The sequence below is a fragment of the Stenotrophomonas sp. Sm2128 genome (assembly GCF_030985535.1).
Classification (GTDB): domain Bacteria; phylum Pseudomonadota; class Gammaproteobacteria; order Xanthomonadales; family Xanthomonadaceae; genus Stenotrophomonas; species Stenotrophomonas maltophilia.
The window spans coordinates 64,531-84,782 of record NZ_JAPTFQ010000001.1 but is presented as its reverse complement, the minus strand read 5'-3'; the positions used below and the strand labels follow the sequence as shown (position 1 = coordinate 84,782).

Annotated in this window: 18 protein-coding genes; 9 read left to right on the top strand and 9 right to left on the bottom strand. The window is 67.0% G+C overall.

What is annotated here, in order from left to right:
- Positions 1-72 precede the first annotated feature (72 nt).
- The 7 genes from O0K41_RS00375 to O0K41_RS00345 all read left to right on the top strand — a co-directional run bounded on the left by O0K41_RS00375 (position 73) and on the right by O0K41_RS00345 (position 11,225).
- Positions 73-1,458 carry an MBL fold metallo-hydrolase gene (locus O0K41_RS00375; RefSeq protein WP_049404645.1) on the top strand — a complete coding sequence of 462 codons (1,386 nt, stop codon included), beginning with the start codon at positions 73-75 and terminating at the stop codon, positions 1,456-1,458.
- Positions 1,455-2,972 (top strand): thymidine phosphorylase family protein, encoded by a 1,518-nt coding sequence (locus O0K41_RS00370; protein WP_049404647.1) that lies wholly within the window; start codon positions 1,455-1,457, stop codon positions 2,970-2,972. The genes O0K41_RS00375 and O0K41_RS00370 overlap by 4 nt, the downstream gene beginning before the upstream one ends.
- Positions 2,969-3,883, top strand: coding sequence for a ribose-phosphate diphosphokinase (locus O0K41_RS00365; RefSeq protein WP_017355176.1), 915 nt, complete (start codon positions 2,969-2,971; stop codon positions 3,881-3,883). Before O0K41_RS00370 ends, O0K41_RS00365 begins: the two co-directional genes overlap by 4 nt.
- Positions 3,880-6,345, top strand: coding sequence for a xylulose 5-phosphate 3-epimerase (locus tag O0K41_RS00360; RefSeq protein WP_229296418.1), 2,466 nt, complete (start codon positions 3,880-3,882; stop codon positions 6,343-6,345). The genes O0K41_RS00365 and O0K41_RS00360 overlap by 4 nt, the downstream gene beginning before the upstream one ends.
- A gap of 25 nt (positions 6,346-6,370) precedes the next feature.
- A complete protein-coding gene (locus tag O0K41_RS00355; RefSeq protein WP_017355174.1) occupies positions 6,371-7,963 on the top strand; it encodes an AarF/UbiB family protein in 1,593 nt (530 codons plus the stop codon).
- 63 nt (positions 7,964-8,026) lie between these two features.
- The gene (locus O0K41_RS00350) at positions 8,027-10,102 is read left to right on the top strand and encodes a heavy metal translocating P-type ATPase (protein ID WP_082316348.1); all 2,076 of its coding nucleotides are present in this window, start codon (positions 8,027-8,029) and stop codon (positions 10,100-10,102) included.
- 19 nt (positions 10,103-10,121) lie between these two features.
- Positions 10,122-11,225, top strand: a complete 1,104-nt coding sequence (locus O0K41_RS00345; protein ID WP_036196077.1) for an acetate/propionate family kinase — start codon at positions 10,122-10,124, stop codon at positions 11,223-11,225.
- 36 nt (positions 11,226-11,261) lie between these two features.
- On the opposite strand, the gene O0K41_RS00340 is transcribed toward O0K41_RS00345, so the two are convergent.
- The 4 genes from O0K41_RS00340 to O0K41_RS00325 all read right to left on the bottom strand — a co-directional run bounded on the left by O0K41_RS00340 (position 11,262) and on the right by O0K41_RS00325 (position 13,413).
- Complete coding sequence (locus O0K41_RS00340; protein WP_017355170.1) at positions 11,262-12,461, bottom strand: hypothetical protein; 1,200 nt, start codon at positions 12,459-12,461, stop codon at positions 11,262-11,264.
- 94 nt (positions 12,462-12,555) lie between these two features.
- Complete coding sequence (locus O0K41_RS00335) at positions 12,556-12,768, bottom strand: GDCCVxC domain-containing (seleno)protein (protein ID WP_080354540.1); 213 nt, start codon at positions 12,766-12,768, stop codon at positions 12,556-12,558.
- Positions 12,761-13,048, bottom strand: coding sequence for a heavy-metal-associated domain-containing protein (locus tag O0K41_RS00330; protein WP_017355169.1), 288 nt, complete (start codon positions 13,046-13,048; stop codon positions 12,761-12,763). The genes O0K41_RS00335 and O0K41_RS00330 overlap by 8 nt, the downstream gene beginning before the upstream one ends.
- Before the next feature lie 8 nt (positions 13,049-13,056).
- Positions 13,057-13,413: a mercuric transporter MerT family protein gene (locus O0K41_RS00325; RefSeq protein WP_017355168.1), complete on the bottom strand. Its 357-nt coding sequence runs from the start codon at positions 13,411-13,413 to the stop codon at positions 13,057-13,059.
- A 41-nt stretch (positions 13,414-13,454) separates the two neighbouring features.
- Between O0K41_RS00325 and O0K41_RS00320 the strand changes: the two genes are divergently transcribed.
- Complete coding sequence (locus O0K41_RS00320) at positions 13,455-13,880, top strand: MerR family transcriptional regulator (RefSeq protein WP_017355167.1); 426 nt, start codon at positions 13,455-13,457, stop codon at positions 13,878-13,880.
- On the opposite strand, the gene O0K41_RS00315 is transcribed toward O0K41_RS00320, so the two are convergent.
- From O0K41_RS00315 to O0K41_RS00295, 5 genes are all read right to left on the bottom strand, one after another.
- Entirely contained in the window at positions 13,877-15,205 is a 1,329-nt protein-coding gene (locus tag O0K41_RS00315) for a porin (RefSeq protein ID WP_308304410.1), read from the bottom strand. The two genes, O0K41_RS00320 and O0K41_RS00315, sit on opposite strands and share 4 nt — an antisense overlap.
- Before the next feature lie 136 nt (positions 15,206-15,341).
- Entirely contained in the window at positions 15,342-16,118 is a 777-nt protein-coding gene (locus O0K41_RS00310; protein WP_005409726.1) for an ABC transporter permease, read from the bottom strand.
- Positions 16,102-16,935: an ABC transporter ATP-binding protein gene (locus O0K41_RS00305; RefSeq protein WP_005413494.1), complete on the bottom strand. Its 834-nt coding sequence runs from the start codon at positions 16,933-16,935 to the stop codon at positions 16,102-16,104. The genes O0K41_RS00310 and O0K41_RS00305 overlap by 17 nt, the downstream gene beginning before the upstream one ends.
- Before the next feature lie 14 nt (positions 16,936-16,949).
- Positions 16,950-18,008 carry an ABC transporter substrate-binding protein gene (locus O0K41_RS00300; RefSeq protein WP_088436500.1) on the bottom strand — a complete coding sequence of 353 codons (1,059 nt, stop codon included), beginning with the start codon at positions 18,006-18,008 and terminating at the stop codon, positions 16,950-16,952.
- A 75-nt stretch (positions 18,009-18,083) separates the two neighbouring features.
- A complete protein-coding gene (locus O0K41_RS00295; RefSeq protein WP_049450713.1) occupies positions 18,084-19,205 on the bottom strand; it encodes a 4-oxalomesaconate tautomerase in 1,122 nt (373 codons plus the stop codon).
- 109 nt (positions 19,206-19,314) lie between these two features.
- Between O0K41_RS00295 and O0K41_RS00290 the strand changes: the two genes are divergently transcribed.
- On the top strand, positions 19,315-20,217 hold the full coding sequence (locus O0K41_RS00290; protein WP_049403731.1) for a LysR family transcriptional regulator: 903 nt from the start codon (positions 19,315-19,317) through the stop codon (positions 20,215-20,217).
- Positions 20,218-20,252: the final 35 nt, after the last annotated feature.

The following is a 20,252-nucleotide window of genomic DNA, read 5'->3' as shown; positions in this document are numbered from 1 at the left end:
GGCGATGCAGATGCGCCTCGGCCCTCGCCATGCCCTCCGCAATCACTTCCCTTCCAGGACAGGAGCCACACCATGACAGCGTCTTCCAACCCCACCCTGCAATTCCTCGGTGCCGCGGGCACCGTGACCGGCTCGCGCTACCTGGTCGAGGCCAACGGTCAGCGCGTGCTCGTGGACTGCGGCCTGTTCCAGGGCTACAAGCAATTGCGCGAGCGCAACTGGGCTCCGTTTCCCGTCGAGGCGTCATCAATCGACGCGGTGGTCCTGACCCACGCCCACCTGGACCATTCGGGCTACTTGCCCGCACTGGTCAAACAAGGGTTCCGCGGCCGGATCCACTGCACCCATGGCAGCGTGGCCCTGTGCGGCCTGCTGCTTCCCGACAGCGGACACCTGCTCGAAGAGGAGGCCAAGTACGCGGCCCGCAAGGGGTACTCCAAGCACAAGGAACCACGGCCGCTTTATACCGAGGATGACGCCCGCCGCAGCCTGAAGCAGCTCAAGGGGCATGACTATGGTCGCGACATCGAGGTCGCATCAGGCGTCACGATCCGCTTCCATCCTGCCGGCCACATCCTGGGCGCTGCCCATGTCAGCCTTGACGTCCAGGGCCAGCGCCTGCACTTCAGTGGCGACCTGGGACGGCAGCAGGAGTCGCTGATGAATCCGCCGACGCCCCTGCCCGCCTGTGACGTCCTGGTCTGCGAATCCACATATGGCAATCGGGAACACATTCCGATCGACCAAGAAGCCGAGCTGGCACCGATCATCCGCCGCGTTGCCGCCCGCGGGGGCGTGATCGTCATTCCCGCCTTTGCCATCGGCCGCGCCCAGGCGCTCATGCTGCATATCGCCCGGCTGCGTGAGCGCAAGGACATCCCTCACGTGCCGGTCTACCTCAACAGCCCGATGGCGATCAACGCGACCCGGCACTACCACGACCACCACTCCGAGCACCACGTGTCCGACGAGGACTGCCAGCGGATGTTCGACGTGGCCACCTTCGTCAACACTGTAGAAGAGTCGAAGGCACTCAACCGCCAGCGCGGGCCGATGATCATCATCTCGGCCAGCGGCATGATCACCGGCGGGCGCGTGCTGCACCACATCGAGGCGTTCGGCCCCGATGACCGCAACGCGATCCTGCTCGCGGGCTACCAGGCCGGAGGAACACGCGGTGCCGCGCTGGCGGCAGGCAAGCGCACGTTGCGCATGTTCGGCCGCGAGGTCCCCATCCGCGCCGAGGTGGTGCAGCTGGAGGGCTTCTCCGGCCACGCCGACGCCGGGGAGCTGCTGGACTGGATGCGCACCGCGCCGTCCGCGCCGCGCATGGTCTACCTCACCCACGGCGAGCCCGACGCTGCAGACATGCTGCGCGGGCGCGTGCAGCGTGAACTGGGCTGGCGTGCGCGCGTGCCGGGGCACCTGGAGCAAGTCGGATTGGAGGATGCGAGATGACCACGCAGGCCCCGGGCCACACCCGCCTGCGCGTCACCCGTGCCGGCATCGACACCTACCAGCAGCCGGTGGTCTATATGCACCGCGACTGCGAGGTCTGTCGCTCGGAAGGCTTTGCCGCGATGACGCGCGTCAGGCTGGACGTGGACGCCCGCACGCTGGTGGCGACGCTGAACGTGGTCATCGACGATCGGCTCGGCCTGGACGAGGTGGCGTTGTCGGAGGCCGCGTGGACGCTCCTCGATCCCGCGCCCGACGCCCTCGCCGGCGTCAGGCACGCGGAACCCGCGGCGTCGGCGGGCGCGCTCCGTGCCAAGGTGTTCGGCGCCCGGTTGGACGACGCGCAGTACTTCGCCCTGGTGCAGGACGTGATGGAAAGCAGGTTGTCGGACCTGGAGCTTGCAGCTTTCGTCACTGCCAGCGCGGGTGACCGCCTGGACCATGCGGAGACGACCGCGCTGACGCGAGCCATGATCTCCGTGGGCCAGCGCCTGGACTGGGGCGAAGGGCCGGTGCTGGACAAACACTGCGTAGGTGGCCTGCCGGGCAATCGCACCACCCCGATCGTGGTGGCCATCGTGGCTGCGCTGGGCTACCGCATCCCGAAGACCTCGTCGCGCGCGATCACGTCGCCCGCGGGCACCGCCGACACCATGGAAGTGATGGCGCCGGTGGCGCTCGACCTGGCGGCGATGCGCCGGGTGGTGGAGCGCGAGGGCGGCTGCATCGTGTGGGGTGGCAACGTGCGCCTGAGCCCGGCCGACGACATCCTGATCCGGGTCCAGCGCCCGCTGGATTTCGACAGCGACGGCCAACTGGTCGCCAGCGTGCTGTCGAAGAAGATAGCCGCGGGCTCCACCCACGTCCTGATCGACATGCCGGTGGGTCCGACGGCCAAGGTGCGAGGTGAGGCCGCGGCCCACAGCCTCGGCACGCGGCTTGCCCACACCGCGGGCGCGCTGGGATTGCAGTTGGGCATCCATCGCTCCGACGGCACCCAGCCGGTGGGTCGGGGAATCGGCCCGGCGCTCGAGGCGCACGACGTGCTCAAGGTGCTGCGCAACGCGGCCGATGCACCCGCCGACCTTCGCGAACGCGCACTTGCGCTGTCCGCGGCGCTGCTGGACATGGCAGCGGGCAGCAACGCCGGCACCGGACTGGAGCGCGCGCGCGGCGTGCTGGATTCCGGGGCGGCGCTGGCCAAGTTCCTGGCGATCTGCGAGGCCCAGGGAGGCTTCCGCGAACCGCCACGGGCGGCGTTCACCGCCGACGTCCCGGCGCCTGCATCGGGCCGCATCGCGGCGATCGACAACCGCAGGCTGGCCAAACTGGCCAAGCTGGCCGGCGCCCCGACATCCCCCACCGCCGGCCTCGAAACCGGTCTGCGGATCGGCGATACGGTCGAGCGCGGACAGCCCATGATGACCCTGCATGCGGAGTCGCCGGGAGAACTGGCCTACGCCCTGGAGCACGCCGCGACGCTGCAACCCTTTGTGCTTGGAGAGGTTCCATGACCCGTGTGCTGATGCCCTTCCCGGCCGATGCAGTGTTGGCCGGCACCATCAACCAGCCCCTGCAGGCGCGCATTGCACCCGTGGCCTGGCGGCACTTCCCCGATGGCGAGTCGCTGGTCACCCTGGACGACGCACTGGACGGCGCCGATGTGGCGATCCTGGCCAGCCTGCGCAACGCCGATGCCCTGGCCCTCCCGCTGCGCTTCGCCGCCCGGACCGCGCGCGAGTTCGGGGCTCGTTCGGTCGGCCTCATCGCACCCTACCTGGGGTATATGCGCCAGGACACCCGCTTCCATCGCGGCGAGGCGGTCAGTACACCGCTGTTTGCGCAATTCCTCGAAGAGGCTTTCGACTGGCTGGTGACCGTGGACCCGCACCTGCACCGCGTCGAGCGCCTGCAGTCGCTCTACCGCATTCCGACGGTCCACGTATCGGCGACGCCGGCCGTGGCCCGCTGGATCGCTGAGACCGTCCCCGACGCTGTGCTGATCGGCCCTGACAGCGAGAGCGAGCAGTGGGTAGCGGACATCGCCGCCCTGTCCGGCATGCCCTACCAGGTGCTGGCCAAGGAGCGGCACGGCGACTACGACGTGCGCGTCAGCCTGCCCGACCCGCAGGCCGTGGCGGGCCGGACCCCGGTCCTGATCGACGACATCGTGTCGTCCGGCCACACCATCCTGGAGACCCTCGCACACCTGCGCCGGTTGTCGTTGCCGCCGCCACTGCTGGTCGCCATCCATCCGGTGTTCGCCGGCGATGCCTATGCCCGCCTGCAGGAAGCAGGTCTGGCCCGCATCGTCAGTACCGACACCATTGCCCACCCGTCGAACGCGATCGCGCTCGGCGCGGACCTCGCTGACGCGGCATCGACCCTGATGTCCGCTTCGGCCGACTCCCCGGAGGACCCATGAACCTGCATCTCAACTGCTGCACCGCCGACCAGCTGTCGGCCGCCGAGCGCCAGCGGACCCTTGAACTCGCCGACGCCCACCGGCGGGCCGATCCCGCGTTTGACCATTGGGCGGCCGGCTACGGCGTGATCCGACATGACCCGCTCACCCAGCTCCGGGTCCGCCAGATGGTGCACGAGCTGGTGGCCCTGGGCCGCACGCCCGATGCCGGCACCGCCTGGCAGCGGCTCGCCGCGGCCGATCGCGTCACCAGCGCCGGCATGTGGCTGGTGGCCCACATGACCTACAGCCAGCGGGTCCGCACCGACGGCGCGACCCTCGAGGCCGATGACTTCAAGGCCACGCCCGAAGGCCACACTGGCGGGTCCCTCAACATGGTGCCGGCCTACGCCGGCTACCTGCTGATGGACGCCCTGGATGGCGTCACCCGCGCATGGATGATGGGCCAGGGGCACTGCGTGGCCGCCATCGACGCGCTGAACGTGCTGGTTGGCAACATGACCGCCCGGCACGCCGAACGTTACGACCGCTCCGACGCGGGGCTGAGCCGGTTCGTCGGCGACTTCTATGCCTACACCCTCAATCCGGACGGAACACCGGCGTCGCCCCTGGGCTCCCACGTCAATGCGCACACCGCCGGGGGCGTGATGGAAGGCGGCTATCTCGGCTTTGCCGAACTGCAGTACGTGCATGCACCGCTCAAGGACGAACGCCTGGTGGCGTTCCTCAGCGACGGTGCGTTCGAGGAACAGCGCGGCAGCGACTGGGCGCCGCGCTGGTGGCGTGCCGAGGACAGCGGGCTGGTCAGCCCGATCATCATCCTCAACGGGCGGCGCATCGAACAGCGCAGCCAGATCGCCCAGCAGGGCGGCGAGCGGTGGCTGGACCGGCACCTGCGATTGAACGGCTTTGATCCGATCGCGCTGGACGGGCGCGATCCGGCCAGCATCGCGTGGGGTATCCATGTGATGGAGTCGCGCCTGCAAGCGGGCGCCGCCGTTCCCGATGCCGACGTGCGGCTGCCCTATGGCATTGCCGAAACCGTGAAGGGCTTCGGATTCCCCGGCGCCGGGACCAACGCCTCGCACAACCTGCCCCTGCCCGGGAATCCGTCGAAGGAGGCCGAGGCACGCGCGCTCTTCAATCAAGGCGCCGCGGCGCTGTTCGTGGCCGCGTCCGAGCTCGAGGAGGCTGTTGCCGCACTCAACAGCCACGACCTCCAGCAGCGCGTGCGCGAGCGCGACCATGCGCTGGCCGATCGCCAGGTGGAACCGCCCCGCGTCCCGGCGATCGCCGACCGCGGCGCCGGCGGCGAGAGCTCGCCGATGACCGCGCTCGACGAGCAGTTCGTCGCCATCGCCGAAGCGAACCCGGGGCTGCGCGTGCGCGTGGGCAATCCTGACGAGCTGCGCAGCAACAAGCTCGATCGCACCCTGGACGCAATGAAGCACCGGGTGCACGAGCCCGAGCCCGGTGTCGCGGAATCGACCACTGGCGCGGTCATCACCGCGCTTAATGAGGAAGCCGTGGTATGCGCCGCGCTCGGCAACAAGGGCGGGCTGAACCTGGTGGTCACCTACGAGGCGTTCGCACCGAAGATGCTTGGCGCCGTGCGCCAGGAATTGATCTTCGCGCGTCACCAGGCACAGGCGGGGCGACCGCCCGGCTGGCTGGGCGTGCCTCTCGTGCTGACCTCGCACACGTGGGAGAACGCGAAGAACGAGCAGTCCCATCAGGATCCGACCATGGCCGAGGCGCTCCTGGGCGAAATGGCCGACATATCGCGCGTGGTGTTTCCCCCGGACGCCAACGGCGCCGCCGCGGCCCTCGCCCACGCCTACGCGCAACGCGGCACGGTCACCACCCTGGTCGTCCCCAAGCGACCGGTGCCGCACGAGCTGACACCGACGCAGGCGCAGGCGCTGGCCACCCAAGGTGCGCTATGCCTGGCCGGCAACCCGGCGACAGCGGCGATCCTGCTGGTCGCCACCGGTGCTTACCAATTGCAGGAAGTGCGCCACGCGCAGGTGCGCCTCGTTGAACGTGGCGTGTCGGCCGCGATCGTCTATCTCGGCGAGCCCGGCCGGTTCCGCACGCCGCGCGATCCGGACGAGGCGCGGTACGTGCACTCCGACAGCGAGGTCCATGCACTGTTCCCGGCGGAACGGCCGCGCATATTCGTCACGCATACGCGGCCCGAGCCCTTCCTGGGCGCGCTGCGCCGGCTCGACACTGGCCCGGCCACGACCGCGGCGCTCGGCTTCGTCAACCGCGGCGGCACGCTGGACGTGCCGGGACTGCTGTTCGCCAACCGCAGCACCTGGGCGCACGTGGTCGATGCGGCCGCGGGCGTCCTCGGCCAGTCCCGGGGCGGCCTGTTGTCGGAAGCGGAGCTGGCGGCAGTGGATGGTCGGGGCGATCCGGCCACGATCCTGCGTCCTGCAAGTGGGTCGACGCCATGAGTTGTCCAACCGGGAGCGCGCGTTGATGGCGGGCACGGTGCGGCGCGGAGGCCAGATTGCCTGGGCGGGACTCAAGCTCGGCGTCGCCGTGCTGCGCCTGCGCCGACGTGCACCCGACCTGCTTCCGGCATACGTCAGCACCACACTGGTGGGGTTGGGCACCACCTTCGTCAAGCTGGGCCAGGGCTTGAGCCTGCGCTGGGACCTGCTGCCGGCGCCCTATCGCGAGGCGCTGTCGCGATTGCACAGCGATGTGCCCCCCTTCCCGGCGGAGGAGGCCATGCGTATCGTCGAACAGGCGTTTGGCGCGCCGGTCGGCGAACTTTTCGCCAGCTTCGATGACAAGCCCCTGGCCGCGGCTTCAGTGGCCCAGATCCATCCAGCGCGCATGCATGATGGTCGCGATGTGGTCGTCAAGATCACCCGCCCCGGGATCCATGCCCAGGTGCAGGCGGATCTGCTGCTCCTGCGGCGCACGATGCGCGTCGCCCAGTGGATCTGGCCGCCACTGAAACGCCACCGGCCGCTCGAACTGGTGGACGAACTAGGCGCATTCCTGCGTGACGAGATCGACATGCGTCACGAGGCGCAGAACATGCGGCGCATGGCCAAGGTGCTGGATGCCCTGCCCGGCATCACCCAGCCGCACGTCGTCGAGCCGTATGCCACCCGCAACGTGCTTGTGCAGGATCGAAGCCACGGGACCCGTCTGGAGGCCGCGTACGGCACAGCGGCCGCTCCCGCACTGGCAAGGGCGCTGCTCGGTGCCTACGTGCATCAGCTCTTCGGCGCCGGCGTCTTCCATGCCGACCCGCACCCGGGGAATCTGTTCTTCTTTGACGACGGTCGCCTGTGCCTGCATGACTTTGGATCGATCGGCGTGCTCGACCCTGCATCCCGGCTCGCGCTCGGCGGCATGGTCGAGGCCATTGCGGCCGACGACGCCGAGGGCGTGCTGGATGCAGCGATCGCCATGGGCTTCTTCCCGTCGCAGGTCGACCGCCGCTCGCATGTGCGCGAGATCCACCTGATCCTGGCCGAGATGGCCAGCCGTCCGCTGGCGCAGTGGTCCATTGCCGAGGCAATCTGGCGCGTGGCACGCATTGGGCAGGGCGCTGGCTTCCGGCTTCCGGCCCACCTGCTGTCCCTGATCCGGACGCTGTTCCTGGTCGAGAACACGCTGCGGGCGCTGGATCCGAATCTGGACCTGCTGGGGACGCTGTCCGCGCAGGCGGCCGCGATCGCCGACATTGCCGAAGCCAGCCGCCCCAGCGGCAACAGGCCGCTTGCCATGCGGCTGGCCCGCACTGCGCGCCAACTGCCACAGATCGCCACCGACCTGTTGCGGCAGGCGCAACTGAGCGACGGACGACCCGCCTTCTCCGTACACCACCATGGCCTGAGTTCCACGCAGGAGGCAATCGCGCGCACGGGCAACCGGCTGGCGTTGGCCCTGGTCACCTTGGGCCTGTACGTAAGCGGTGCGCTGTTGAGCCTGCATTCCGACGGCCCGCAAGTGTTCGGTCACATGCCTTTCCTGGCTATGGTGGCTTTCGCTGCTGCGGGATTGCTCTCACTGCGGCTGGTGATGGCCATCGCCAGATCGGGACACTTGTAACAGAACACTGATCTATCTCCCCGCTGGTGCCCGGCGCATCAGTGCATCCAGGAAGGCAGACCCATGACGCAACACAATCATCATCATCAAGATCATCAGGCGCACGGCGAGCAACCGCCGCATCCCCGCACGGGTGCTGAAGGTGACGTCCATGCCGGGCACGACAAGCATGCCGGCCACAGCGTGGCGAGCTTCCGCGACAAGTTCTGGCTCACGCTGCTGCTGACCATCCCCACTCTGATCTGGAGCGGGATGATCCAGCATTGGTTCGACTACACCGCACCACAGTTCCCGGGGTCGGCGTACATCCCGGCGGTGTTCGGCACGATCGTGTACTTCTACGGCGGCTCGCCGTTCCTCCGCGGCGGATACCACGAGCTGAGAAATCGCCTGCCGGGCATGATGACGCTGATCTCGCTTGCGATCACCGTCGCCTTCCTTTACAGCGCGTTGGTCACGCTCGGCGTTGTCGAGGGCTTGGACCTGTGGTGGGAGCTGGCGACGCTGGTGGCGATCATGTTGCTCGGCCACTGGATCGAGATGCGTTCGATCAACCAGGCACAGGGCGCTCTCAAGGAACTCGCGAAGCTGCTGCCTGATATGGCGGTGCGGTTGGATGAGGCCGGTACCGCGAAGGAAGTCCCTGTCGCGGAACTGAAGCGCGGCGACCTGCTGCTCATCAGGCCCGGCGCGAGCATTCCCGCCGACGGCGTCGTGAAGGAAGGGACCAGCGCCGTCAACGAAGCGATGATCACCGGCGAGTCCAAGCCGATGGACAAGTCGACGGGCGACCGGGTGATCGCCGGCACCGTCAACGGACAGGGCTCGTTGCGTGTCGAGGTGACGGGAACCGGCGACGAGACCGCGCTCGCGGGTATCATGCGGCTCGTCGAGCAGGCCCAGACGTCGCGCTCGCGCGCCCAGGCCCTGGCGGACCGGGCGGCGTTCTACCTCACGATCATCGCCATCGTCTCCGCCGCGGTTACCGCCATTGTCTGGCCACTCCTCGGTCGACCGTGGAGCTTCACGATCGAGCGCGTAGTGACCGTGCTCGTGATCGCCTGTCCCCATGCGCTGGGTTTGGCCATCCCGCTGGTGACCGCCATCTCGACCACGATTGGCGCACGGAACGGCCTGCTCGTGCGCGATCGACGCGGCCTGGAAGAGGCCCGTTTGCTGAACACGGTCGTGTTCGACAAGACAGGCACGCTCACGCTCGGTTCGCACCGCGTCGTGAAGACCACTGCCGCCGATGGACTCACCGACGACGAGGTGCTTCGCGTGGCCGCGTCGGTCCAGCGCGACGCTGAACATCCGATCGCGCAGGCGCTGATGACCAGCGCCAAGGAACATGGCATCGACGTTCCGATGTCGCAGGACTTCGAGTCCATGCCGGGACGCGGCGTGCGCGCAGTCGTCGAGGAGCGCTCGCTTCACGTTGGCGGGCCGGGTCTGTTGAGAATGCTCGCGGTCGAACCGCCGGAGACGCTTCGGCGGGCTGCCGAATCAGCGGCAGCCGATGGTCAATCTGCAACCTACCTGGTGGAAGGCGACCGGGTGCTCGCCGTATTTGCGATCGCGGATGCCATCCGTCCCGAATCGTTCGACGCGGTCAAGCGGCTGCACGACGAAGGACTGGAGGTTGTCCTGCTGACGGGTGATTCCACGGCGGTCGCAAACGCGGTCGCGAAGGAACTCAACATCGACACCGTCTTCGCCGAGGTATTGCCCGAGGACAAGGTGGCAAAGATCGAGGAGCTGCAGGCCCAGGGCAAGCGCGTCGCGATGGTGGGTGACGGTGTCAATGACGCTCCGGCGCTGCTCACGTCCGACGTCGGCATCGCCATCGGCACAGGGACGGACGTCGCGGTCGAGGCCGGCGACGTCGTACTCGTGCGCAGCGACCCGCGCGACGTGCCAGCGATCATCGAATTGAGCAAGGCCACCTATCGCAAGATGATCCAGAACCTGTGGTGGGCCGCCGGCTACAACATCGTCGCCATCCCTCTCGCCGCTGGCGTTCTCGCCGCATGGGGGATCCTGCTGCAACCTGCGCTTGGGGCAGTGCTCATGTCGCTGAGCACCGTCGTTGTGGCAATCAATGCGCAGTTGTTGCGCCGGGCGGTGCGGTCCCCATGAACATGATTCGGGGACACCTGTGACCACGCGCCGGCTTCTTGCACTCAACGTTGGCTCGTCCACCCTCAAGGGCGCGTCCTATCTGTTCAACACTGAGGGACACGGCGCGCAGTCTCGTCTGCTCGAGCGCTCCCGGGCCGAAATTCCAGTCGGCGTGGATGCGCAGGAGCGCCTTGCCACCCTGCTCGAGGCATTGTCGGAGCCGTGGCCCAGCCCCGACGTGGTGGTGCACCGAATCGTACATGGCGGTGACCTGCACGACGCCCGCGAGCTCGACGAAACCGTGCTCGCGAAACTGGATGCATTGGTGCCGTTCGCACCCTTGCACCAGCCGGTAGCCCTCGCTTTCGCGCGTGCCGCGCGCATGCGTTGGCCGCACGCGCGCCAAGGCGTGGCCTTCGACACCGACTTCCACGCGTCGCTCGCGCCCTGGAGCCGGCGCTTGCCTGTCCCTGAAGCATGGGATGCGCTGGGCATCCGCCGCTACGGTTTCCATGGACTCGCCTTTGCCTCCGCGCTCCGCATAGTGGCCAGCCACGACGCTGGAATCCTGAAGGGCCGCGCTGTCTTCGCGCATCTGGGGGGGGGCTGCAGCGTCTGCGCCGTCGAGGGCGGCCGCAGCCGCGACACCACCATGGCGCTCACTCCGCTGGGTGGAATCCCGAGCCCTACCCGCTCCGGAGATCTCGATCCCGGCGCGTTGCTGTATCTGCTGAGGCATGAACGCCTGGATGCGCAGGCGCTTGAAAACGGCCTGTACCGCAGTGCAGGCCTTGCCGGAATCGCCGGCCATGGCGACATGCGCGTGTTGCTGACGGATCCCGGCCCGCAGGCCCAGCTTGCCGTGGAGCTCTTTGCAGTCCGGATTGCGCAGTCCATCGCGGCCATGGCCACGGCAATTGGCGGTCTCGACCATGTCGTCTTTTCCGGCGGCATCGGCCATCGCGCGCCGGTTTTGCGGGCTCGCATCGTCGCGCGACTGGCCTGGCTCGGCCTGGCGCTGGCACCTGACGTCAACGATGCTGGAGCCACGCGGATCGACCGCGGGGGCGGGCCGAGCATATGGAACGTCGCGATCGATGAGGAGCGCGAACTGGCTGAATCGGCACTCGCCTGGCTGTAGCCACGACACGCCCCAAGGGTCGGCTCCGGTGGGGAATCACTCCTCGATCCGTGACGACGTGAGCACCGCTGCGAATCCACCACCGGGGGTGCGCATGTTCGTGGTCTGGCCCTGGTACAGCCTGGCCGCGAACAACAGGACACCCGCCTCGGACGCGAAGCAGCGCACATCCGCCTTGAGGGACTGGCCCCCATGCACGATCCGCATGCTCGGTGGCGCGAAGGCCTGTGCGATGTAGGTCGCCGACGCCATAGACGCCCAAGTCCGCCGGGTCAACTTGTCGCCCCGATAACTCCCACGGCTGCCAAACCCTGCTGCAGGCTTGAAGAAATATCCGTTGCGCACTGCCCACAACGCATCCCGGTTCGCGGGCACGAGTTCGACCGTGGGCGGGATCACCTGGCCCAGCAGTGCCGTCGAACCCGCATCGACCCCGAACCCGCCGAGCAGAGCCGGGTCCCCGAGCACCGCAAGGTTGCGCTTGTCGGCAAACAGCGCGTGTGCTCGGGGATGCGGCATCAGCGCGACGTCCCCTGCCAGGTAAGCCTCACGAATGTCTGCATGCGAGGCATCCTCGAGCGCGAAATCGGTCAACCGGTTGTAGACAGTGTCGATTCGACCGTGGGCATCCTCAAGCCCGTCCGAACCAAACGACAAATCCTCGGGAGCGCTGATCACGCAGTCCACGCCATGGTCCCGAAACGCGTTCGCGTACAGCACAAACTCGGGGTAAAGGAACTGCGCTCGCGGAGTGCTGTCCACGATGGCCAGGCGCGACGGCGTGCGCCCGGATTGCTGCCGAGCATCCTCCATCCAGGCCGTGACGGCCGCATCACGCGCTTGGGCCGCGTTGGTCCAGGTGGCCCATGCTGGCGGCGCGCAAGACCGCACGGCATCGAGCAACAAGGCATTGAGGAGCAGACCGCCTGGATTGGTGTTGACCTCGATCAGCCGCGGGCCATCGACCGTCAGGTGAAAGTCCAGACCCAGGACGCCCCCCGCCGAACCCGGATCATGGGTTGCAATGTCAGGGGCCCATTGCAGGACCCGTTGGCTATATCCCGGGTTTCCTGCGACGTCGAAGACCGCCGCCGCGACTCGTCCCATGGCCTCCAACGCGGGCCGATCAACGAACAAGGCATAGGGTGAAAATAAGTGCGCGTGTACGGCGGGATCAGTCGTGAACTCCGGAAAGGCACCCCGGATCGACTCGTGCAGACGGAGGATGTCGACCACTTCGCATGCACACCGCTGGTTGAGCGGCGCGCTTTCCAGGGTGGCACAGTCGATCTCGCAGCCTGTCTGTCCAACTATTATCGGAGTCCGCGGTTCAACCACAACAGGGATTGTTCTGTTGGATCGGTGGACATGGCACTGTTCCGAACGAGCAGAACACACAGCAGTCGCCTTGATGCGGACGCAAAACCGCTCCACAGCCCGTGCACTCATAGAAGAATTGACACGCTGTGATGGGCATTGTCTCGGTCGCCCGATGGCCGCACTCCGGGCAGGTCAAGATGCTTTCCAGCTTGACGTCACTCACCGCCAGTCCGCACCTTGGCCGGGAAGCCTGCTTCCGTGACTGCACGCGCGATTCCGGCTGCATCCGTCTGGCTCGATTCGAACGTCACCGTGACTGTTTCAGCCCGGGTGTCCACCTTCACATCGGCCACGCCCGGCACCTTCTCCAGCGCCTTCCTGATGGTGATGCCGCAGGCGGGACAGGTCATGTTCTCAGCATCGAGCATCACTACGGTTGCGGGCGTCGCAAGAGCGGCACCGACCGACAGAGCAGCCACCAGGGCCAGTATCCACTTGTGCATCGCGCCTCCTACAGAATCCAGACGATGTAATAGGGAAACAGCAGCAACAGGACGATGAGGGCTGTCGCCAACCAGAGCCAACGTCGCCTGCGTCGCAGAGCGTCCGGGGCGATGCAACTGCCATCCACACCGCACCGTGCCGCCGGTCGATACAGCATCCAAAACGCCACGGCCAAGGACAGTACGGCGGCGGCGCTGAACCAGGGCCTCAAGGGATCGAGAGCTGTCAGGGTGCCGATCCAGGCGCCACTGATGCCCAGCAGGACCAGCACCAGCGGCACGACGCAGCAGACCGATGCGCCAATGGCGGCGATGCTCGCGCCAACGATGGCTGGAACAGACGATTTGGCCGGGGTTGTTTGCATCAGAGCATACTAGCCTCTGTACCTAGGTACGGAGTCAAGCCGTGCGTCCGAACACGTTTACGATCAGCCGGCTGGCGGCGGCGGCCGATGTGCACGTCGAAACCGTGCGCTACTACCAGCGGCGTAGGCTGCTGCGTCAACCCGAGCGACCCATAGGAGGCGTGCGTCGTTACGACGAAAACGATGTCAATCGGCTTCAGTTCATCCGGCGCGCTCAGATGATGGGATTCAGCCTCGACGAGATCGCTGGCCTGCTAGAGATCACAGGCGAAGGTTCTTGCGAGCAGACCCGTCAGCTGACCGAGCGAAAGCTCGTCGATGTCCGTCTACGAATCCGCGAGCTGCGACAGCTGGAGAGGGATCTCGAACAGAAAATAGCGCGGTGCGCCCAAGTGCCGGCGGGAGAGTGCTGCCCAACCCTCGATTTTCTGGAGCGGCCAATAAAGCCAGCTGCGACAGGCAGTTAGCTCACTTTCGGCCCGTTTTTACACGAATCCCTGCCGACCCTCTTACCGGTACCGCCACTGGGCAGCTCGGCATAGTCCACGTCTTCATAGCGGCCCTTCAGCTCCCAGGCACCGCCGCCGCCGCGCGTCACCGGATCGGCGACCTTCACCTTCCCCCAGGTACCGGCCTTGCCCGAGTACGACGGCAGCGCGCCCGCCAGGAACCAGCCGGCAGAAATCGCCCACGCCGCGTGGTCGCGATCGTAGCGACCGCCGGCATCGGCCCCGCGCAGGCTTCGCGTACCCCACTCGCCCGTTGCCCACGCCGGGCCGAAGAAGCCGGCCAGTTCGGCACCGTAGGCGGTGCTGCGCTCGGCGCCCAGCAGTGTGCCCGGCGTGATCCTGACCAGATCGTTGAAATGCCCCGCGATGGCCGAACTGCGCACCACGCCGCTGGCCCCGGCGGGAATCTTCTCGTGGAACGCCCATGCGCCCAGATGCAACGTGGCGCCAGCGGTGTCCAGCGGATTCCAGTGCACGCGCGTGGCCCAGGTCTGGCTGTCGTTGTCGGTGCCGGCGTTGTTGAGATCGTTGCCGGCCACCGACAGGCTGGCGTGCCAGCCCTTTCCGTACACCCGCTCGGTCAGCCCGACACCGAACAGGCCGCGCTGCGGCAGCATCAACGTGCCGACCACGTTGCGTTCCTGGAACGGCGTGTTGGAGGTGCTGCTGGAGCCATCGATACCGCGATCGTTCAAGCGGTTGCCCATCGTGAGATCGGCCGGCAGGCCGAACAGGGTGTGGTCCAGCGTGGCGTAGACCGACTTCCAGGCCACCGCGTTGTCGGCGAAGTCACCCTCCACCACCCAGCCCAGTGTGCCGTAGCGTCCCTCGGCCCCCAGGCGCACCGAACGGACCTCGGTGCCCGAAACGTTGCGATCACCGACCGCCGAACCGTCCGTACTGGAGGCATCGACGAACAGGCGGCCGCGGGGACGGAACACCGTCGTGCCGTCGGCGCTGCTGAACTCCGGTGCGCCCTTGGCCCAGGAGACCTTGGGCTGCCTGGACTGGCCGGATTCCAGTGCGGCCACCCGCGTTTCCAGCGCGGGCGCGGGCGGCGCGGATGGTGCGGCCGCGGTGCCCTGCCCACCCTCGACGGCGCGTAGGCGCGCTTCCAACTGCTGGATCTGCAGCGCCTGCTGCTGCACCAGGCGTGACAGCTCGGCCTGGCTCAATGGCGCGGGCGGGGATGAAACAGACTGGGCGTCGGCGTGGCCAGTGGCCAACAGCAGGCCGAGCGCGACCGGCAGCGCTGCCAGCGGCAGCACGGTGGAAGGGTTCATGGACTCTCTCTCTCCGGCCAGCCGGCCCCCTGGCCCGGCGCTGGCCTGTTGCGGTGGTGCGGGGGAAGATCGGGGGAGGAAGCTCGCGCCGCCGGATCGGACCGGCGGCGCGGCAGGCGGGCTCAGCCCGGCCCGGTCAGCTGGTGGCCTGTGCCTGGGCGTTGGGACGCCAGGTGATCAGCTTGTTCTCGACCACGTCCAGCAGGGCGTCGATGACCAGCACGAAGGCGGCCAGGATGATGATGCCGGCGAACACACCCACGGCATTGAAGTTGCCCTCGGCCTGCGCGATCAGGTAACCCAGGCCCGCCGAAGCGCCGAGGTACTCACCGATGATCGCGCCGACCACGGCGAAGCCGACCGAGGTGCGCAGCGAGGACAGGATCCAGCTGGCCGCTGCCGGGAAGTAGACATGGCGCAGCAGATCGCTGCGGCTTGCGCCCAGGATGCGGGCATTGGCCAGCACCACCGGATTCACCTCGCGCACGCCCTGCATGGCGTTGAAGAACGTGGTGAAGAACACCAGCGTGACCGCCAGCGCCACCTTCGACCACAGGCCCAGCCCCAGCCACAACACGAAAATCGGCGCCAGCACTACGCGCGGAATCGCGTTGAAGCCTTTGATGAAGGGATCGAGGATGCGCGCCGAACGGCGGCTCAGGCCCAGCCAGACACCGCCGGCCACGCCCAGGCCGGTGCCGATGATGTAGCCCAGCGCGGTTTCAGTAAGGGTGATGTAGACATGCTGGTAGAACGAGGTATCGGACAACCAGGTCCAGGCCTGCTGCACGATGGCCGTTGGCGAAGGGAAGAAGAACGGATCGATCACGCCCAGCGCGATACCGCCTTCCCAGCCGCCGAAAACGGCGACTACCAAGGCGAGCTGGATGAATTTGTCAGTCTTGGCGTGCATAGCTCTTCTCCACTTCGCCGCGCAGGCAGGCCCAGATGTCGCGGTACAGGTCGGTGAAACGGTCATCCAGCTTGATCTCGGCCACGTTGCGCGGACGTTCCAGATCCACGTCGAAGCTACGCACCACGCGGCTGGCCGGGCCGGAGGACAGCACCACCACGCGATCTCCCAGCGCGATCGCTTCTTCCAGGTCATGGGTGATCAGGATCACCGAGCGCCGGTCCTCCTGCCAAAGACGCAGCAGCTCGTTCTGCATCAGGTGGCGGGTGTGGATGTCCAGCGCCGAGAACGGCTCGTCCATCAGGATCACCTTCGGCTCGACGATCAGCGCCTGCGCCATCTGCACACGCTTGCGCTGGCCACCGGACAACTGGTGCGGATAGCGATGCTCGAAACCGGCCAGGCCGACCTTGGCCAGCCACGCGTTGGCCTTGGCCTTGCGTTCGGCTTCGGGCACGCCGCGGAAGCGCAGGCCCAGCTCGACGTTCTGGAAAGCTGTCTTCCACGGCAGCAGGGCGTCCTGCTGGAACAGGTAGCCGACCGACTCCTGCACGCCGCTGACCGTGCGGCCATCGATGGCCACGTCGCCCGAGGATGGCTTCAGCAGGCCCGCCACGGAATTGAGGATGGTGCTCTTGCCGCAGCCGGTGGGCCCGACGATGGCGAGGAACTCGCCGTCACCCACCTGGATGTCGACATCGCGAACGGCGGTGAACTCGCCGAAGGACATGGTCACCTTGTTGATGGCGACCATGGTCTGTGCAGGCTCCAGCTGCGGCGCGCCGTTGAGTTGGCGCACGGTGGCATTGAGGGCCATGGGGTTACCTCCGCTTACGGTTGGGCAGCCGGCGCCGCAGCGTTGGCACGCTCGACGAAGGCATTGGTGTAGGTCCTGGACAGATCGATGTTGGCCTTGGCCACATCGGTATTGAACTCACGCAGCACCTTCAACGGCGTCTCCAGGTCGGCCGGCGTGAAGCGTCCATCGCGGGTGAAGATCGCGCGCGCGTTCTCCACCGCGCGGGCATAGGTAGCGCGGTCGCCGGAGACATAGCTGTCCGGCAGCGCGGCAACGATCTCCTCGGCACTGTTGTCGGCGATGAACTTCAGCGCCATCTGTTCGGCACGGGCGATCTTCTCGGCCGCTTCGGGGCGCTTGTCCAGGAAGCTCTGGTTGGCATACATCACCGAGGTCGGGTACAGCCCGCCATAGACCTGGCGGGCGCCTTCGTCGCTGCGCGCGTCGAGGATGATCTTGCCGACCTTGCGTTCGGAAATCAGGGTGGCGGCGGGATCATAGTTGACCAGCAGGTCGATCTTGCCCTGCTCCAGCGCGGCGACCGCTGCGGCGCCCGAGCCGACGCCGATCAGCGAGATGCTGTCAGCCGGAATATCGTGCTGGGCGAGGAAGTGGCGGACGAAGAAGTCGGACGAGGAGCCCGGTGCGGTGATGCCGACCTTCTGGCCCTTGATGGACTCCGGTCGCGCAGGATCAAACGTGGCATCTTCGCGCCCCGCCATCACCAGGCCGGAATTGCGCGAGAGCAGAACAAAGGCCACCACATCCTTGCCCTTGGCCTGCATCTGGATGGTGTGGTCGTAGAAACCGACCGCCACGTCGGTGGAATTCGCCACCAGGGCCTGCAGCACCTTCGAGCCACCCTGGGCGAAGTTCTCGGTTTTTACGTCCAGGCCGACGTCCTTGAAGTAGCCCTTGGCATCGGCAATGAAGAACGGAAGATTGTTGAGGTTGTAGGAGCCGACGCTGATGCGCACGGGTGCATCGTCACCGGTGCCGGTGGATGCGCCTTCCGCGCGCCCGCTGTTGCTGCAACCGGCCGCGGCCAGACCGGCCGCGCACAGCGCGGCCATGAAGAACTGCTTGTACATCATCCCTCCCAGGAGTGAAGCATCTACGTTGTAATGGCAGGCATGCGCGTCTGCGCCGGCCCTGCCGGGTTCAGATCATGCCGCTGACGTCCATTGGCGGGCTTGGGTGGCACTGGCCGCGGCGGGCGCGGGCGAAGTCGCGTACACGCGCCCCTCGAACAGGCGGCGTGCAGTGCGGACCACGCTGGCAATCACCGGTGCGTAATCCGAGCTGCGACTGAGGCCCACCTGCAGGTCCCCGCTCGGATGTTCGAGGGTAATGCTGCCGGGAACGGACAGGCATCCGACCAAAGTGTGGGCCAGCGTGCCCGGCGTGACGGCGGCGGTGGCCAGGCCGACCGCACCGGTGATCGCCAGTGCGGTGTGGCATTGGTGCGGCATGAAGTAACGCACCTGCAGATCGCCGCCGTGTTGCGGCGCCGACAGCAGCACCGGCTTGGGAATGACCTTGTTGCCGGCGTCGGCGATGCCCATGCGGGCGCCCGCCTCGATGCGCAGCGCTTCCAGCCGGCGCATGAACGCGGCATCCGCGTTCAGTTCGGCGGGCGATGCATCACCGCGCACGCCCAGGTCTTCGGCACGCACCAGCATCATCGGCATGGCGCAGTCCACCAGGCTGACCGGCACGCCATCGATGGTTTCCCGGGCGTGGCCGCTGGGCAGCAGCTTGCCGGTGCGGGCGCCTGCGGCATCGAGGAAGGAAAGCCTGACCGGCGCGGCCGAGCCCGGTGCGCCGGCAATGCGCGTATCACCGCGGTAGACCACATGGCCGCCCGGCGTTTCCACCGTGGCGATGATCAGCTTGCCGGTGTTGACGTTGTGGATGCGCACCTTGGTCTGCGGATCCTGAGCCTGCACCAGCCCCCGCTCGATGGCGTACGGGCCCACCGCCGCCAGCATGTTGCCGCAGTTGGGGGACGTGTCCACCACCTGCTGCTCCACCCGTACCTGGGCGAACAGATAGTCCACGTCGGCGTCTGCCCGGCTGGATCGGTCGATGATGGCCACCTTGCTGGTCAGCGCGTTGCCGCCACCGATGCCATCGATCTGCAGCGGATGGCCCGACCCCATTACTTCCACCAGCAGGCGATCGCGTTCAGCAATGTCCACCGGAAGATCGCTGGCCAGGAAGAACGGGCCCTTGGATGTACCACCGCGCATGAGTACGCAGGGAATGCTGAGCAAATCGTTGGACATACGTGTGCTAGATTGATGCGTATAGGGGATGAATGACCCCTCTGTGATTCGATACTGGCATGACTCCAATTGATCTGTGAATTGCTGTTTTTTTGATGATTGATACCCAATGAGCATCAATTGCGAAATCCTGGATCTACGCGCATTCCTGCTGGTGTCGGAGACGCGCAGCTTCCACCGCGCCGCGGAGATCCTGCACGTCTCCCAGCCGGCACTCAGCCGACGGATACAGAAGCTTGAGCAGGCTGTGGGTTCGCCACTGCTGGAGCGCACCACGCGCAGCGTCAGCACCACCGCCGTCGGCGAGAACCTGCTGCCGTTGGTGCGTCGCATGCTGGAGGAATTCGATGGGTCACTGTTCTCACTGCGGGGCCGGGACGATACGCGGGGCGCTACCGTCACCATCGCCTGCCTGCCCACGGCGGCGTTCTACTTCCTGCCCAGCGTGATGGCGCGTTTCCACGAAGCGCATCCCAACGTGCGCTTCCGGATCCTGGATATCCCGGCCACCGAAGGCCTGCAGGCGGTAGAGCGTGGCGAAGTCGAGTTCGGCATCAACTTCATGGGCGCCAACGATCCGAATCTCGATTTCGACGTGCTGGCCGAAGATCCCTTCGTGCTGGCCTGCCGACGCGGTCATCCGCTGGCCCGCAAGCGCAAGGTGGAATGGGCCGATCTGGCCGAGCACCAGCTGATCACCGTGCATCGCACCAGCGGCAACCGCACGCTGCTGGATGGTGCCCTGGCGCGCGAGAACCTCAAGTTGAGCTGGCACTACGAAGTGACCCACCTGTCGACGTCACTGGGCATGGTCGAGGCCGGCATCGGCGTGTCGGTCCTGCCGAAGATGGCCACGCCGGACGGAGATCATCCGACCTTGGTGACGCGCACGATTGGCAACCCCGTGGTGTCGCGCACGATCGGGATCGTCCGTCGCCGGGGCGCCCTGCTCTCGCCTACTGCGGAACGCTTTCTGCAGATGTTGATGAGCCAGTGGCGCGGGGAGACCTGAGCATCGTTTGCTGGACAGGCCGCCCCCGGATCTGG

What these genes read in the sequence shown, in the direction of transcription:
- O0K41_RS00375 (WP_049404645.1), top strand. Translation starts at nt 73, where the DNA reads ATGACAGCGTCTTCCAACCCCACCCTGCAATTCCTCGGTGCCGCGGGC.
- O0K41_RS00370 (WP_049404647.1), top strand. Translation starts at nt 1,455, where the DNA reads ATGACCACGCAGGCCCCGGGCCACACCCGCCTGCGCGTCACCCGTGCC.
- O0K41_RS00365 (WP_017355176.1), top strand. Translation starts at nt 2,969, where the DNA reads ATGACCCGTGTGCTGATGCCCTTCCCGGCCGATGCAGTGTTGGCCGGC.
- O0K41_RS00360 (WP_229296418.1), top strand. Translation starts at nt 3,880, where the DNA reads ATGAACCTGCATCTCAACTGCTGCACCGCCGACCAGCTGTCGGCCGCC.
- O0K41_RS00355 (WP_017355174.1), top strand. Translation starts at nt 6,371, where the DNA reads ATGGCGGGCACGGTGCGGCGCGGAGGCCAGATTGCCTGGGCGGGACTC.
- O0K41_RS00350 (WP_082316348.1), top strand. Translation starts at nt 8,027, where the DNA reads ATGACGCAACACAATCATCATCATCAAGATCATCAGGCGCACGGCGAG.
- O0K41_RS00330 (WP_017355169.1), bottom strand. Translation starts at nt 13,048, where the DNA reads ATGCACAAGTGGATACTGGCCCTGGTGGCTGCTCTGTCGGTCGGTGCC.
- O0K41_RS00325 (WP_017355168.1), bottom strand. Translation starts at nt 13,413, where the DNA reads ATGCAAACAACCCCGGCCAAATCGTCTGTTCCAGCCATCGTTGGCGCG.
- O0K41_RS00315 (WP_308304410.1), bottom strand. Translation starts at nt 15,205, where the DNA reads ATGAACCCTTCCACCGTGCTGCCGCTGGCAGCGCTGCCGGTCGCGCTC.
- O0K41_RS00310 (WP_005409726.1), bottom strand. Translation starts at nt 16,118, where the DNA reads ATGCACGCCAAGACTGACAAATTCATCCAGCTCGCCTTGGTAGTCGCC.
- O0K41_RS00305 (WP_005413494.1), bottom strand. Translation starts at nt 16,935, where the DNA reads ATGGCCCTCAATGCCACCGTGCGCCAACTCAACGGCGCGCCGCAGCTG.
- O0K41_RS00300 (WP_088436500.1), bottom strand. Translation starts at nt 18,008, where the DNA reads ATGTACAAGCAGTTCTTCATGGCCGCGCTGTGCGCGGCCGGTCTGGCC.
- O0K41_RS00295 (WP_049450713.1), bottom strand. Translation starts at nt 19,205, where the DNA reads ATGTCCAACGATTTGCTCAGCATTCCCTGCGTACTCATGCGCGGTGGT.
- O0K41_RS00290 (WP_049403731.1), top strand. Translation starts at nt 19,315, where the DNA reads ATGAGCATCAATTGCGAAATCCTGGATCTACGCGCATTCCTGCTGGTG.